General features: G+C 68.8%; 11 protein-coding genes. All 11 read right to left on the reverse strand.

Annotated elements, in window-relative coordinates:
* Positions 1-2 precede the first annotated feature (2 nt).
* Positions 3-2,129 (reverse strand): FxsB family cyclophane-forming radical SAM/SPASM peptide maturase, encoded by a 2,127-nt coding sequence (locus DI272_RS12470; RefSeq protein ID WP_109495436.1) that lies wholly within the window; start codon positions 2,127-2,129, stop codon positions 3-5.
* Between the two features lie 22 nt (positions 2,130-2,151).
* Complete coding sequence (locus tag DI272_RS12475) at positions 2,152-2,352, reverse strand: hypothetical protein (protein WP_109495437.1); 201 nt, start codon at positions 2,350-2,352, stop codon at positions 2,152-2,154.
* Positions 2,353-2,607: 255 nt separating this feature from the next.
* On the reverse strand, positions 2,608-4,131 hold the full coding sequence (locus DI272_RS12480) for an amino acid permease (protein WP_109495438.1): 1,524 nt from the start codon (positions 4,129-4,131) through the stop codon (positions 2,608-2,610).
* A gap of 140 nt (positions 4,132-4,271) precedes the next feature.
* Positions 4,272-6,191: a 1-deoxy-D-xylulose-5-phosphate synthase gene (gene dxs / locus DI272_RS12485; RefSeq protein ID WP_109495439.1), complete on the reverse strand. Its 1,920-nt coding sequence runs from the start codon at positions 6,189-6,191 to the stop codon at positions 4,272-4,274.
* A 216-nt stretch (positions 6,192-6,407) separates the two neighbouring features.
* Entirely contained in the window at positions 6,408-7,730 is a 1,323-nt protein-coding gene (locus DI272_RS12490) for a sugar ABC transporter permease (protein ID WP_109495440.1), read from the reverse strand.
* Positions 7,727-8,518: an ATP-binding cassette domain-containing protein gene (locus DI272_RS12495; RefSeq protein WP_109495441.1), complete on the reverse strand. Its 792-nt coding sequence runs from the start codon at positions 8,516-8,518 to the stop codon at positions 7,727-7,729. Before DI272_RS12495 ends, DI272_RS12490 begins: the two co-directional genes overlap by 4 nt.
* A gap of 245 nt (positions 8,519-8,763) precedes the next feature.
* A complete protein-coding gene (locus DI272_RS12500; protein WP_109495442.1) occupies positions 8,764-9,855 on the reverse strand; it encodes a sugar ABC transporter substrate-binding protein in 1,092 nt (363 codons plus the stop codon).
* 133 nt (positions 9,856-9,988) lie between these two features.
* A complete protein-coding gene (locus tag DI272_RS12505) occupies positions 9,989-11,188 on the reverse strand; it encodes an ROK family transcriptional regulator (protein WP_109500811.1) in 1,200 nt (399 codons plus the stop codon).
* A gap of 194 nt (positions 11,189-11,382) precedes the next feature.
* On the reverse strand, positions 11,383-12,306 hold the full coding sequence (locus DI272_RS12510; protein WP_109495443.1) for a carbohydrate ABC transporter permease: 924 nt from the start codon (positions 12,304-12,306) through the stop codon (positions 11,383-11,385).
* 17 nt (positions 12,307-12,323) lie between these two features.
* Positions 12,324-13,259 (reverse strand): carbohydrate ABC transporter permease, encoded by a 936-nt coding sequence (locus DI272_RS12515; RefSeq protein WP_109495444.1) that lies wholly within the window; start codon positions 13,257-13,259, stop codon positions 12,324-12,326.
* A gap of 67 nt (positions 13,260-13,326) precedes the next feature.
* Positions 13,327-14,778: an N-acetylglucosamine/diacetylchitobiose ABC transporter substrate-binding protein gene (ngcE, locus tag DI272_RS12520; RefSeq protein ID WP_109495445.1), complete on the reverse strand. Its 1,452-nt coding sequence runs from the start codon at positions 14,776-14,778 to the stop codon at positions 13,327-13,329.
* Positions 14,779-14,899: the final 121 nt, after the last annotated feature.

Here is a 14,899-nt window from a genome sequence, read left to right on the forward strand (position 1 = left end):
GGTCAGCCTCGCAGCCTGGCGGCCATCCGGCGCCCGTGGGCGGTGAGGCCGTCGTGGGGTATCCCCGGAGCGGGCAGCCGTTCCAGGTACGCGGAGCGCAGGGTCTCGCCGGCCGCCTCGCTGCCGGCGAGGTCGAACAGCTCCGACAGGGCGTTGAACTTCATCTGCTGCACCCCCTCCGCGATGAGCGCGGCCAGCGCCCGGGCGGTGTCCGGCAGGGCGAGGCCCAGGGCGCCGAAGGCGTGGGGATCGGCGGAGACCTCTCCCTGTTCCGTTGCCCCGTGCACCGGAGTGCATGCGGCGAACAGGGCCCGCACGCCCGGTGCGCGGCGGGCGTGCCGGGTGCGGAGGTGGTCGGCGGCCTCGGCGAACAGCCGTGTCCAGTGGGCGTACCGTGCCTCGTCCAGCCGGGGCAGGGGCGCGGCGGCGCAGCCGTCGCGGCAGGGGTCGCCGTCCTCCAGGAGCACGCTGAAGTCCCCTACGGGGATGCGGCGTACGGGTTCCCAGCCGATGCCGAGGGGCGCGGTCTCGGGGAGCGGGCGGGGCGCGGTTCCCGGCCGGGGGGCGAGGAGCAACTGCCCGTCGCGGGCGACCAGTCGGGCCGGCCCGTGGTCCGGCCGCAGGGTCAGCCGCCCCAGTCCCGGCAGATGGGCCTCGCCGGCCCCGTCGGGCAGGGTGAGGTGGAAGGTCTCGCCGGCGCGGAGCGCGGTCACCGCGGCGATCTCGCCGAGCCTTTGCCGTACGGCGTGCGGTGCCGGTGCGTCCGCCAGGACGCGTGCGGCCCAGCTCCCCAGGTAAGGGTGGCGCAGGGTCTCGGCGGCCTCCCGGGGGTGGCGCCGGTCCAGCGCGACGACGGCGCTCGCCTCGGGGCCCGGGTGGCCGGCGCAGACGGCACCCAGCAGCATCCGGCGGACGCTGGCCGCGGCGGCGACGAGGGTGCGCAGTGCCTCGGGGTCGCCGTCGCCCCCGGCCAGCGAGTCGAAGCCGTCCGGGGTCAGGGTGTGCGGGCGGCTCACCGGTCGCGGCCTCGGGGCGCGCAGGATGTGCCGGATCAGCCGGAAGAGGTCCTCGCAGTAGACGGAGGGGTTGTCGAAGCCGTTGGCGGCGCGGTAGCGGTGGCCGTACAGGCCGCCCCCGCAGATCCGCACCACGGCGCAGTCCTGGCACTGCCGGCTCAGTGCGCCGATGCCTCCGCCCTGTGCCAGGAAGCCGGGGTGGGCGGCGGCCTCGTCGAAGGTGTTGCGCAGGACGTGGAAGCCCGTGGCCGGTGCGCCGTGCTTCGCGGTCTTGAGCCAGTCGGCCTGCTCGATCTCCCCGTCGGTCTCGACCACGACCAGGTCCGGGCTGCCGAGGCCCAGCGCCTCGGTGAAGGACTCCTCGCCGTCCCGCCCGGCTTCGATGGAGTCGAAGATCCGGACCGGGAAGGGCCTGCCGTCGGCCCGCCACCGGTCGTAGACGGTGGTCAGCCAGCGGGCGTGGGCCGCGCCGGGCGGGGGTGGGCGGTCCCAGGTGGTGTGCGGCAGCAGGAAGTCGACGCGCGGCGGGTCGAGGGCGGCCAGGGCGTCGTAGACGGCGGCGGGGTCGTTCGCCACGTCGACGGTGCACAGCAGGCCGGCGAAGGCGTCGCGGTGGGCGGGCGAGCCGAGGAGCCGTACGGCCGTGACGACGGCGTCGTACGACCCGGTGCCGTTGGCCCGCTTGCGGTGGCGGTCGTTGGAGGTGCGGTCGCCGTCCAGGGAGACACCGGTGCTGATCCGCTCCCGGACCAGCATCCGGCACAGGTCCTCGTCCAGCCGCAGCCCGTTGGTCTGCATGCCCAGGTCGAGCTCGCACACCCCGTGCAGTGCGGTGCGCAGTTCCCGGGCGATGCGGGACAGCCGCTCGCGTCCGGCGAGGAGGGGTTCGCCGCCGTGCAGGATGACGTTCACGCGGGACAGTTCGGGGTGGGACCGGGCGTGCTCGGCGATGCGGTACGCCACCGACGAGATCACCTCGTCCGGGATCACCTGCGGGCGCCGCCGCCAGCTCTGGTCGGGGTGGCGGTAGACGTAGCAGTGGTCGCAGGCGAGGTCGCACCTGCTGTGCACCTTGAGGACGAACTGGCGGAACGCGCGTGTCCCGGCGGTCATCTGCCCCTGGCGTCCTGGTCCGTCAGCGGCCGGAGCCGAGGGCGGTGCGCGCGGGACGGCCGGACCGCAGCACCCTGTTCAGGACGTGGTGGTCGACCTCGCCCAGCCGGTCCAGGGCGATCTCGCCGCAGTCGGGGATCTCGGTGGTGAGCCGCGCCGGCCGCGGGGGCGCCGCCGGTAACGCGCTCTGGAACCCGCCGGGCACCTCTCCGGCTTTCCTCATCGCGGTCTCCTTCGCCGGTTCGTGGAGTCCGCACGTCGGGCGAACTCCCACCAAGTGGAATCGCACTGAGCAGTCGAGGGGTGGCTCGTCGTCATCGCTCCACCCATCATCGTGGCCGTTTCCGGTCGGACACAAGGGCGGCAAAGGTACGTTACGCGCCAGCTTCCGTACAGCAAGGGTCAGTTCCGGTCACAAACAGGCGGACGGCCCGGCCCCGTGACGTCGTGCACGGGACGGGGCCGTCCGGCCGGCCGGTTACTCCGCGCCGCCCTCCGGCGGCTTCACCGCCTGCCCCACCGTCGTCCGCTCCCCCTGCGCGAGCCGGCTGTGCGACCGCCCGTACAGGAAGTACACGGCGAAGCCGAGCACCATCCAGATCGCGAACCGCAACCACGTCTCCGCCGGCAGGTTGAGCATCAGCCACAGCGAGGCGAGGACCGACAGCACCGGAATCACCGGGACCCACGGGGTGCGGAACGACCGGTGCAGGTCGGGGCGGGTGCGACGGAGGATGACGACGCCGATCGCGACGACCACGAAGGCGAACAGCGTGCCGATGTTGACCAGTTCGGCCAGTTCGCTGAGCGGGGTGAAGCCGGCGACGATCGCGATGATCACGCCGAGCAGGATGGTCGGGCGGTGCGGGGTCTTGAACGTCGGGTGGACGTGGGAGAAGAAGCGCGGCAGCAGGCCGTCGCGGCTCATCGCGAAGAAGACCCGGGTCTGGCCCAGCAGCAGGATCATGCAGACCGTGGTGAGGCCGACGGCCGCGCCGAAGCTGATGAAGCCCGCGTACCAGGGGTGTCCGATGGCCTTGAAGGCGTCGGCGAGCGGGGCCGTCACGGACAGGTCGGTGTACTTCTGCATGCCGGTCACGACGATCGACACGGCGACGTAGAGCGTCGTGCAGATGAGCAGCGAGCCGAGGATGCCCCTCGGCATGTCCCGCTGCGGGTTCCTGGTCTCCTCGGCCGCCGTCGCGACGACGTCGAAGCCGATGAAGGCGAAGAAGACGACGGACGCGGCGGTGAAGATGCCCATGACGCCGAAGTTGGACGGCGCCCAGCCGAACATCAGCTGGATGAGCGGGGCCTGGAGATCGCCGCCCGCCTCCACCGGCTGGGACTTCGGGACGAACGGGTCGTAGTTGTCGCTCTTGACGAAGAAGGCGCCCGCGATGATCACTACGAGCACCACCGTCACCTTGATGGCGACGACGATCGAGGTCACGCGCGCGGACAGCTTCGTGCCGAGGACGAGGATGCCGGTGAGGACGAGGACCAGCGCGGCGGCGAGGATGTCGAAGCCGAACCCGTCCGCCCCGTCCCGGCCGCTGAGCGCCTCCGGCAGATGCCAGCCCGCGTTGTCGAGCAGCGAGGCGATGTACCCGGACCAGCCGACGGCCACCACCGCCGTGCCGAGCGCGAACTCCAGGACCAGGTCCCAGCCGATGATCCAGGCGGGCAGTTCACCCAGGGAGGCGTACGAGAAGGTGTACGCCGAGCCGGCCACCGGCACGGTGGAGGCGAACTCGGCGTAGCAGAGCGCGGCGAGCGCGCAGACGACGCCGGCGACGACGAAGGCCAGGGCGACCGCCGGTCCCGCGTTGTTCTTGGCGACCGTGCCGGTCAGGACGAAGATGCCGGTGCCGATGATGACGCCGACGCCGAAGACGGTCAGATCCAGCGCGGAGAGGGATTTCTTCAGCGCGTGCTCTGGCTCCTCGGTGTCGGCAATGGACTGCTCGACTCTCTTCGTCCGGAAGAGTGTGCTGCTCACGGGCGTACCTCCCACGCTGTGTCGTCCTCGACATGATCGAGAGGGGGCGTACTGCGTATGCCCCGGCGCGTGCGGATTCACGCAAATGGGCCGGTCGCACCACTGCGAAGAGTGGTGCGACCGGCCCATTCGGCGCTACGTCAGTCCCGTGCGGGCTCCACCTCGGCGGCCGCGCGGTCGAAGCGGCCGTCCAGCTTGGAGACCAGGCCGGTGACCTGGCGGGCGATGTCGGGCGCGGTCAGCCCGATCTCCGCCATGACCTCGGCGCGCGAGGCGTGGTCGAGGAAGCGCGGCGGGATGCCGAAGTCGCGCAGCGGGACGTCCACGCCGGCGTCGCGCAGGGCCTGGGCGATCGCGGAACCGACGCCGCCGACGCGGGAGTTGTCCTCGACGGTGACGACCACGCGGTGCCGCTCCGCGAGCGGGGCCATGGCCTCGTCCACCGGCTTGACCCAGCGCGGGTCGACCACGGTGGTGGTGATGCCCTGCTTGTCGAGGAGCGAGGCGATCTCCAGGCACATGGGCGCCAGGGCGCCGACGGAGACGAGGAGCACGTCGGGCGTGTCCGTCCCCGGCTCGCGCAGGACGTCCATGCCGCCGACGCGTCCGACGGCCGGTACGGCGGGGCCCACGGCGCCCTTGGAGAAGCGGACCACGGTCGGCGCGTCGTCGACCGCCACGGCCTCCCGCAGCTGCTTGCGGACCTGGTCGGCGTCGCGCGGGGCGGCGAGCCTGAGGCCGGGGACGACCTGGAGGATCGACATGTCCCACATGCCGTTGTGGGAGGCGCCGTCGGTGCCGGTGACGCCGGCCCGGTCCAGGACGAAGGTCACGCCGCACCGGTGCAGGGCGACGTCCATGAGGACCTGGTCGAAGGCGCGGTTGAGGAAGGTGGCGTAGACGGCGAAGACCGGGTGCAGGCCGCCGTGCGCGAGGCCGGCGGCGGACACCGCGCCGTGCTGCTCGGCGATGCCGACGTCGTAGATCCGGTCCGGGAAGGCGTCCGCGAACTTCTTCAGGCCGACCGGCTGGAGCATCGCCGCCGTGATCGCCACGATGTCCTTGCGCTCCTTGCCGAGCTGCACCATCTCGTCGCCGAAGACGGAGGTCCAGTCGGCGCCGGAGGCCTTGATCGGCAGGCCGGTGTCGGGGTGGATGGGGCCGATGCCGTGGAAGCGGTCGGCCTCGTCCTGGAGGGCGGGCTGGTAGCCGCGGCCCTTCTCGGTGAGGACATGGACGATCACCGGGCCGCCGAAGCGCTTGGCGCGGGCCAGCGCGGACTCCATGGCCTCGATGTCGTGGCCGTCGATGGGGCCGACGTACTTCAGGCCGAGGTCCTCGAACATGCCCTGCGGGGCGATGAAGTCCTTCAGGCCCTTCTTGGCGCCGTGCAGGGTCTCGTAGAGCGGCCGGCCGACGACCGGGGTGCGCTCCAGGAGGTCCTTGCCGCGGGCCAGGAAGCGCTCGTAGCCGTCCGTGGTGCGCAGGGTCGCCAGGTGGTTGGCGAGGCCGCCGATGGTGGGCGCGTAGGAGCGCTCGTTGTCGTTGACGACGATGACCAGCGGGCGGTCCTTGGCGTCGGCGATGTTGTTGAGCGCCTCCCAGGCCATGCCGCCGGTGAGGGCACCGTCACCGATCACGGCGACCACGTGGTCGTCGCGCTCCTGGATCTGGTTGGCCTTGGCGAGCCCGTCGGCCCAGCCGAGGACCGTGGACGCGTGGCTGTTCTCGATCACATCGTGCTCGGACTCGGCCTGCGAGGGGTAGCCGGACAGGCCGCCCTTCATCTTCAGCCGGGAGAAGTCCTGGCGGCCGGTGAGCAGCTTGTGGACGTAGGACTGGTGTCCGGTGTCCCAGAGCACCTTGTCCTTCGGGGAGTCGAAGACACGGTGCAGGGCGATGGTGAGCTCGACCACGCCGAGGTTCGGACCGAGGTGGCCGCCGGTCTTGGAGACGGCGTCGACGAGGAAGGTCCGGATCTCCTCTGCCAGCTGGTCCAGCTCTTCCAGGCTGAGCCGGTCCAGATCGCGCGGTCCCCTGATGCGGGTCAGCAGCGGCACCCGTGCCTCCTTGCAGTAGAGCTGTTGCCGGGCTTGTCGAGTCTAATGTTCCGCCTTTGCGGACGAGACGCGGGCGGTGCGTGATACGTCACGCGATCGGCTGTACCCACAATCATCCGGTCCTACAACGCCGGAAGGGGCGCGGGGAACTGCGCGACCAGCCACGACGGACCGGCACCCGCAAGTTCACCCGCGCCCCGACGGCGCTCTACGGTGTTATCCGCGTCCCGCGGCCTTCTGGGACTTGCGCGACACGGAGTCGATGACCACGGCGCCGAGCAGAACGCCACCGGTGATCATGTACTGGATCGACGTGTTCATGTTCAGCAGGTCGAGACCGGTCTGGATGGACTGGATGACCAGCATGCCCAGCAGGGCCGACCACACGGTGCCGCGACCGCCGAACAGCGACGTACCACCGATGACGGCCGCCGCGATGGCGAGCATCAGGGTGTTGCCGCCACCGGCGTTCAGCGTCGCCGACGCCGTCTGACCGGCGAAGAACATACCGCCGATCGCCGCGAAGCCGCCGGAGATCGCGAACACGGTGATCCGGACCATCGGGACGTTGATACCGGCACGGCGGGCCGCCTCGATGCCGCCGCCGACCGCGAAGACCTTGCGGCCGTACGTCGTACGACGCAGCACGAAGTCCACGATCACCAGCGAGGCGAGGAAGATCACCAGCGCGTTGGAGACGCCGGCGGAGTTGTTCAGCACGACCGCGGTGGCGAAGGCCGCCACGGCGAGGGCGCCGACGCGCAGCAGGATCTCGCTGGTCGGCCGGAACGGCACACCCGCGGCCTTGCGGCGGCGCTGGTCCATGAAGGAGCCGATCAGCATGGACGCGACGGCGAGGCCGGCCAGGATGTAGGCGCCGACGATGGCCTGGTCCATGAAGAAGGAGCTCTGGCCGAGCAGCTGGATCGGGCCGCTGTCGGACGGGATGTTGATCGTGCCGCTGTCACCCAGCAGCCACAGCATCAGACCGTTCCAGCCGAGGAAGCCGGCCAGGGTCACGACGAACGCCGGGACGCCGATCTTGGCGAAGAACCAGCCGTGCAGGGCACCGATGGCGATACCGGTCAGCACGGCCAGGATCAGGGCCAGCCACTGGCCCATGCCGTGGTTGACCACGAACACCGCGAAGACCGTGGACGCCAGACCGCTGACCGAACCGACCGACAGGTCGATCTCGCCGAGCAGCAGCACGAACACCAGGCCGATGGAGAGCATGCCGGTGGCGGCCATGAAGTAGCTGATGTTGGACAGGTTGTCCGCGCTGAGGAAGAGGTCGTTCTTCAGCTGGAAGATCGTCCAGATGACGATGAGGCCGACGACGACCGGCAGCGAGCCGAGCTCACCGCCCTTCACCTTGCGCTTGAACTCGGTCCAGTAACCCTTGAAGCCCTCTTCGCGGATCAGCAGACGCGGGTCGACGACGGCGACCGGGGCGGCCGTGGGGTCGTCGGCGGGGGCCACCGTGGTCTGTTCCTCGACCACGCCGTCCGTCTTCTCTACCTTCGACGTGTCGCTCACTTTGCCGCCTCCGCGCTGCGACGCCCCGCACGACGGGTCACGGCGTTGTCCGTGGCGCCCGTGATGGCGGCGATGATCTCTTCGTGGGTGGTGTCCTTCACGGAGAAGGAACCGTTGTTCTTACCCAGGCGCAGCACGGCGACGGTGTCGGCCACGGCCTTCACGTCGGCCATGTTGTGGCTGATGAGGATGACGCCGAGGTTGCGCTCGCGCAGCCGCTCGACCAGGTCGAGGACCTGCGCGGTCTGCTCGACGCCGAGGGCCGCGGTGGGCTCGTCGAGGATGACGACCTTGGGGTCACCGATCAGGGCGCGCGCGATGGCGACGACCTGACGCTGACCGCCGGAAAGGCTCGCGATCGGGATGCGGACGCTCGGGATGCGGATGGAGAGCGTGGACAGCAGCTCGCGGGCCTTCTGCTCCATCGTGACCTCGTCGATGACGCCGCGGTGCAGCAGCTCTCGTCCGAGGTAGAGGTTGCCGACGACATCGAGGTTGTCGCACAGCGCGAGGTCCTGGTAGACCGTCGCGACGCCGAGTCCCTGGGCGTCGTGCGGCTTGTTGATGCTGACCGGCTTGCCGTCCCACTCGATGACGCCCTCATCGATGGGGTGGACACCGGCGATCGTCTTGACCAGCGTGGACTTTCCTGCGCCGTTGTCGCCGACCAGGGCGACGACTTCTCCGGCGTGGACCTCCAGCTCGACGTCGGTGAGTGCCTGCACCGCACCGAATCGCTTGGAGACTCCGCGCAACGCCAGCACGGGCGTAGCGGACACGTGAACCATCTCCTTCGCCGCCTGACCGGCGGGGATGCCGCGCTTGGGGTAAGGCGCGGAGGATGTGCTTGAAGCACGGATTTACTAGATGAACTTGCGCGCAGTCCGGCCGAGTTGGCAACGGGCGCGCACACGATGATTCCGTCCGGCGCCCACCCCGCAGCGGGGTGTGTAGGCGGGGCGGGCGCCGGAGGGGCTCTTACCTGCCGACGGGGCGTGCCGTGTGGATCAGGCACGCCCCCGGAGGCGAGTCGTTACTGCAGACCGGCCTTCTTGCACGCGGCGGCGTAGGCCGAGGTGCAGATCTGGTCGACGGTGTACAGCTTGTCCTTGACCACCGTGTCCTTGATGTTGGCGACGGTGACCGAGACCGGCGTCAGCAGCTGGGACGGGACCTTGTTGCCGGAGCCGTTGGTCATGGTCGTGGTGGCGAGGTCGTCGATGCTCTTGCCCTCGACCAGGTTGACCGCGAGCTGGGCGGCGGCGTCGGCCTCGGGCTTGAAGGCCTTGTAGACCGTGCTGGACTGCGTGCCGGCGACGATGCGCTGGATGCCGGCGAGCTCGGCGTCCTGGCCCGTCAGCGGGATGCCGGAGATGCCGGAGCCCTTGAGGGTGTTGGCGATACCACCGGCCATGCCGTCGTTGGCGGCGTAGACGCCCGCGATGTTCTTGGCGCCGAGCTGGGTGATGGCCGCCTTCATCTTCTGCGCGGCGACCGAGTCCTTCCACAGGCCGGACTGCTCGTAGGCGATGTCGACCTTGCCGTCGAGGACGCTGTGGGCGCCCTTCTTGAACAGCGCGGCGTTCGGGTCGGCGTCGTCACCGTTGATCATGACGACCTTGGACTTGGGGGTCGCCTTGGAGCCGAGCGAGTCCAGCAGGGCCTGGCCCTGGAGCTGGCCGACCTTCTCGTTGTCGAAGGAGACGTACGCGGAGACCGGGCCCTGGGCCAGACGGTCGTACGCGATGACCTTGACGCCCTTCTTGACCGCGGCCTCGATCGAGGACTTGATGGCGGCCGAGTCCTGGGCGGAGATCGCGATGACCTTCACGCCCTTGGTGACCATGGTGCTGACCTGCTGGGCCTGCTTGGCCGCGTCCGCGCCGGCGTTGGCGTAGGAGACGGTGCAGTCGCTGCACAGCTCCTTGACCTTGGCCTCGAACAGCGGCTTGTCGAACTGCTCGTACCGCGTGGTGACGCTGTCGGGCAGGAGCAGGCCGATCGACTTGTTGCCCGAGCCGGCGCTGCTGCCGCTGTCGGAGTCGTTGTCGTCTCCGGCCTTGCCGCAAGCGGCGGCCGTGAGGGCGAGGGCCGAGACCAGAACGGGTACAGCCGCACGACGCATAAGCGTGTTCACTTCAGAAACCTCCCTGACGAGGCCGCGTCGTTGCGGCCGAGGTGGCTGGAAGTCAACTCGGCCACACGTGCGACGTCAAGAAGTAAATACTTAACGGGTTGGCAACGGCGGGTTTCGTTCTCTAAGTGAAGGCAGGAGTCGCCGCGTGCAGCGTGCCGTCCAAAAGGGTCGAATCACCCATCTCGCTGAGTGCGAGGGCGAGTGCTCCGAGCACCTCCGCACGGCCTCCAAGTGCCCCGGGGAGAACGGTGAGTTGACGTGCCGCGCTGGGAATGGCGTAGCGGCTGACGGACTCCCTTATGGGGCCAAGGACCAGCTCGCCGGCCTCGGCGAGATCACCACCGAGGACCACCCTGCTCGGGTTCAGGAGATTGCAGAGATTGGCGACTCCACTGCCGATGTGGCGGCCGACGTCGGCGATCACCCGACGACAGCCAGGGTCTCCGTCCCTGGCCAGCCGCACGACGCCTTCCATCGTCAGGTCCGTGCCGTGACTGGACTGGAGGAGCGGCAGCACATAGCGCGCGGCCGCGAAGGTCTCCAGGCAGCCCCGGTTTCCGCAGCGGCAGACAGGGCCGGACTCATCAAGAGTAATATGCCCGATTTCCCCCGCTGTGCCACCCGGGCCCCGGTAGATCTTGCCGTTGATGACCAGGCCCGCGCCGACACCGCTGGCGACCTTGATGTACGCCAGGTCCCTGACGCCCCTGCCGCTGCCCCAGACCATCTCGCCGAGGGCGCCCAGGTTGGCGTCGTTGTCGACGTGCACGGGGACGCCCAGACGGCCTCGTAGCTCCTCGGCGGGCTTGGCGCCGATCCAGCCCGGCAGGATCGCGGAGGAGCCCAGGGAGCCGGACTCCAGGTCGATCGGGCCGGGGACGCCGAGGCCCACGCCCGCGATCTTCGAGCGGTCCACGCCCGTTGCTGCGATCAGGCGATTGACCAGCTCTTCCGCCCGGTCGAAGCCCTGCGTCGAGGAGGCGTCGACGTCCAGCGGCTCGGACTCCTCGGCCAGCACCTGGTGGGCGAGGTTGCCGACGGCGACCCGAAGGTGGGTGTGGCCGAAGTCGACGCCGATGACGATGCCGGCGTCGCCGCTGAGGGAGACGCTGCGGGCTCGTCGGCCACCGGCCGAGGTGGGCGTGACCTCGACGGTTCCGCCGTCCTTGAGCTCGCGGACGATGTTGGAGACGGTCGCCGCGGACAGACCCGTGGTCCTCGCGATCTCCGCCTGGGTGAGCGACCCGGCCAGCCGGACGGCCCGGACGACCCGTTCCAGGTTGGCTCGGTGCAGCGACGACTGCGACCCCGGAGTCTCCACGACGACCTCCTGCGCGCGGGACCGCATCGACGAGGCCCCGTTCATGTCCAACTAGTGAACTCTAAGCTGAGCCGTTCGGGTCGCCTCCCGTCAAGAGGTTGAACAGTATCCGCGGTGCTGCACACACGGGCGTACGCCGCTCCCTGGGCGGGGAACGGCGTGCGCACGGTCGGTTTCGGAGCGCTACCGGCGGCTCACTTCAAGGTCGCGGATGTCAGGCCGGCCTGCACCTGACGCTGGAAGGACAGGTACACCACCAGCATCGGGATCATGGCGATGGTCACGCCCGCGAAGAGCACCGGCAGATCGGAGGCGTACCCCTGTTGCTGCTGGAGCTGGATGAGGCCCTGGGTGAGGACGTAGCGTTCCGGATCGTCACCGCTCTGCGGCTGCATGAGGACCGTCGGCAGGATGAACTGGTTCCACTGGCCGAGGGTGTTGAAGATGCCGACGCTGAGCAGACCCGGCTTCGCCATGGGCAGCATCACCTGGAAGAAGGTGCGGCTGTGCGAGGCCCCGTCGAGGATCGCCGCCTCGAAGACCGCGGTGGGCAGGGTCCGGAAGAAGGCGTGCATGAAGAAGACGGTGAACGGCATCGAGTAGGCGACGTACACCAGGATCAGGCCCTGGTAGGTGTTCAGCATGTCCAGCCGTTTGACCATGAAGAACAGCGGGACGAGGGCGAGGAACACCGGGAACATCGCGCCGGCCACGAAGAAGTAGTAGAGGAAACGGTTGCCCCAGAACTCGTAGCGGGCCAGCACGTACGCCGCCATCGAGCCGAACAGCATCGTCAGCGGCACCGAGAAGACCAGCACGATCACGGTGTTGAGGAAGTAGTCGCCGATGCCCTTGTCCCAGGCACGGGAGAAGACGTCCAGTGACCAGTTCTGCGGCCAGCCGAAGGCCGAACCGCCGATCTGGGCGTCGGTCTTGAAGGAGCTCAGCACCAGCCACAGCAGCGGCAGGATGATCAGCAGGGCCCACAGGGCGAGGAAGCCGTGCGAGAAGACGTTCAGCACGACGCCCTCGCCGCGCTCGTCACCGGCCCGGGCCGGGGTCTTGGCCACGGGCCGCCGGACGGGAGCGTCCGAGGTCTCCTTGATGGGTGCGCTCATCGTCGTATCTCTCCCGCTCAGAACTCGACGCGGTCGCGGCGGGTGGCGCGCAGCGTGACCACGGACAGGACCAGGGTGAGCAGCAGCATGACGACGCCCATCGCGCAGGCGTATCCGCTCTTGCCGAAGTACTGGAAGTTGCGCATCATCACCGTCGACATCACGTCGCTCTTGTGGTCGGGCCCGCCGCCGTAGGCGCCCATGTTCTGGGTCATCGAGGACACCAGGACGAACATGTCCATCGCGACGATGCCCAGGTAGACCCAGGCGGTCTGCACGGAGTCCCACAGCAGGGGCAGGGTGATGCGGAAGAAGGACTGGTTGCGGCCGGCGCCGTCGATGAGCGCCGCCTCGTAGATGTCCCGGGGGATCGACTGCATGGCGGCCGAGAACAGCACCAGGTAGAAGCCGACGCCGTGCCAGACGACGGCGATCAGCAGCATCCACAGGACCAGGTTCGGCTCGTTCAGCCATTCCATCGGGCTGTCGGCGTCGACCAGTCCGAGTTTGATCAGAAAACCGTTGAGCAGGCCGCCGCCGTCACTGCGGTACACGGCGTTGAACAGCACCGCGACGATCGCCAGTGACAGCACCTGCGGAAAGAAGTAGACGATTTTGTAGAACGACGATCCGGCGACGCCCGACACCCCGCCGGCCCTGCTGCGCCCGCCCGCGTTCAGCATGAACGCGAAGAACAGGGCGAGCAGGATCGTGATCACCGGAATGAAGATCAGGAACAGGATGTTGTGCCAGATCGCCTGCATGAAGACGTCGTCCTGGAACAGCGCCTTGTAGTTGTCCAGGCCGACGAACTTGAAGGTCTGCGACTGTCCCTTCCAGTCGGTCAGCGAATAGCCGAACGTCTGGAGATACGGCCAGATCACGAAGATCAGATAGAGCGCCACGGGGGCGAACAGAAAACCCGCGACGAACCTGTACTGCCCTTTGCGCATTGGCGATTCCTGCCCCTGATGTCCTCTCCCGGGCCGGAATGACCCGGCCCGGGAAACGGCGTTGCGGTCAGTCCCGGTGGTTCTTCTTCGAGGCCGGGTCCTTGGCCTGCTTGTCGACCGCGGCCTGGCAGCGCTTCAGCCACTCGTTCGGCTGGATGCGCTTGGCCATCAGTTCGTTGGAGGCGGCCTCGATCGCCGTGCCCATCTCGCTGTACCACTCGGTGTACAGGTAGCGGAAGGTGTTGCTGCCGGCCGCCTTCGACGCCTCCACCGTGGACTGGGTGCCCGGCCGCAGCTGGACGCTGGGGTCGACGCCGTCCTTGAGAATGGTGAGGGAGTTGGCCTCCTTGGCGAAGAGCGTGGACCACTCCTTGGAGAGCATGCGCCGCATGAACTCCTTGGCGCCGGCCAGGTTCTTGGCCTTCGCGGGGATGATGAACGGCTCGCCGGAGCCGGCCCGGATCGCCTCGAACGGCAGCTTGCTGTCCGGCAGCAGCGGCATCGGCAGGAACTTCATGTCGAAGTCCTCCGGTGTCGACTTCAGCTGCTCGTTCTCCAGCCAGGAACCGCTGGTGATGAAGGCCGCTTTGTACTGGTTCCAGCGGGTCTGCGACTCGGTGTGGGTCAGGCCGTTGGTGCCGGGCATCAGCAGGCCCTTCTCCACGACCTCGTAGATCGCCTCCACGCCCGCCTTCGCCGCGTCGGAGCCGACGAACGCCTTGGGGTCGAGGTTGTCGATCGCCTTCATGGCGTCCAGGCCGCCGGTCTTGGCGATCAGGTCCATGATGGCGACGTTGATGTAGTACGGGTACTTGCCCTGGTGGGCGAGGCCGCCGATGCCCTGCTTCTTGGCGTCCTGGCAGATGGCGATGAAGTCGTCCCAGGTCTTGGGCGCCTCCCAGCCCTTCTCCTTGAAGAGCTTGCCGGAGTACCACAGGCCCCAGACGGTATAGATGTAGTTGAGGGCGACGATCTTGCCCTCCTGCATACCGGCGTCGAGGGTGCCCGGGATGATCAGGTCGCGGACCTTCTTGCTCGGGTCGTCGACCGCCGGGGCGTCCAGCACCTCGGCGAGGTCGAGCAGCTGCCCGTTCTTGTACAGCACGTCGACCTTGATCTGCTGGGCACCGGAGTCGTCGACGATGTCCGGCGGGTTGCCCGCGTTGAAGCGGGGCTGGAGCTTGCCGGTGATCTCCTGGGTGCCGGTGTGGGTGGAGGTGATCCCCAGGTCCTTCTGGAAAGCGGCCTCCCACGCCTTGGCGTAGTCGTCGCCGTAACCGCCCTTGAAGATCACGACGTCGAGCTTGCCGCCCTTCGCCGCGCCGAAGGGATTGTCCTTCGAGGTGGCGCCCTTGGTGCTGTTGTCGCTCGCGTCGTCGTCCCCGCCGCCGCTGGCGCACGCGGAGAGGAAACTCATCGTCGGGACGGAGATCAGACCGAGTGCGGCGGACCGCTTGATCAGATCACGGCGGCCGACGTGTGCGGTGCCGTCGGGGTTCTCGGCGGAAGTGGATCCCATGCTCAAGTCCTCGCCTTCTCCAGGACTCAGGCGGTGAACCGGATCCTCGCCGGCACCGCGATCGGGTCACGCTGGGTCGTGCAGGAAGTGCGGGTCGTGCGGTGGAACAGATCGGTGAATC

Origin of the sequence: Streptomyces sp. Act143 (assembly GCF_003143935.1) — a bacterium.
Classification (GTDB): domain Bacteria; phylum Actinomycetota; class Actinomycetes; order Streptomycetales; family Streptomycetaceae; genus Streptomyces.

Excerpts from the sequence above, each read along its gene's own strand:
- DI272_RS12470 (WP_109495436.1), bottom strand. The coding sequence starts at position 2,129 with ATGACCGCCGGGACACGCGCGTTCCGCCAGTTCGTCCTCAAGGTGCAC.
- DI272_RS12475 (WP_109495437.1), bottom strand. The coding sequence starts at position 2,352 with ATGAGGAAAGCCGGAGAGGTGCCCGGCGGGTTCCAGAGCGCGTTACCG.
- DI272_RS12495 (WP_109495441.1), bottom strand. The coding sequence starts at position 8,518 with ATGGTTCACGTGTCCGCTACGCCCGTGCTGGCGTTGCGCGGAGTCTCC.
- DI272_RS12500 (WP_109495442.1), bottom strand. The coding sequence starts at position 9,855 with ATGCGTCGTGCGGCTGTACCCGTTCTGGTCTCGGCCCTCGCCCTCACG.
- DI272_RS12510 (WP_109495443.1), bottom strand. The coding sequence starts at position 12,306 with ATGAGCGCACCCATCAAGGAGACCTCGGACGCTCCCGTCCGGCGGCCC.
- DI272_RS12515 (WP_109495444.1), bottom strand. The coding sequence starts at position 13,259 with ATGCGCAAAGGGCAGTACAGGTTCGTCGCGGGTTTTCTGTTCGCCCCC.
- ngcE (WP_109495445.1), bottom strand. The coding sequence starts at position 14,778 with ATGGGATCCACTTCCGCCGAGAACCCCGACGGCACCGCACACGTCGGC.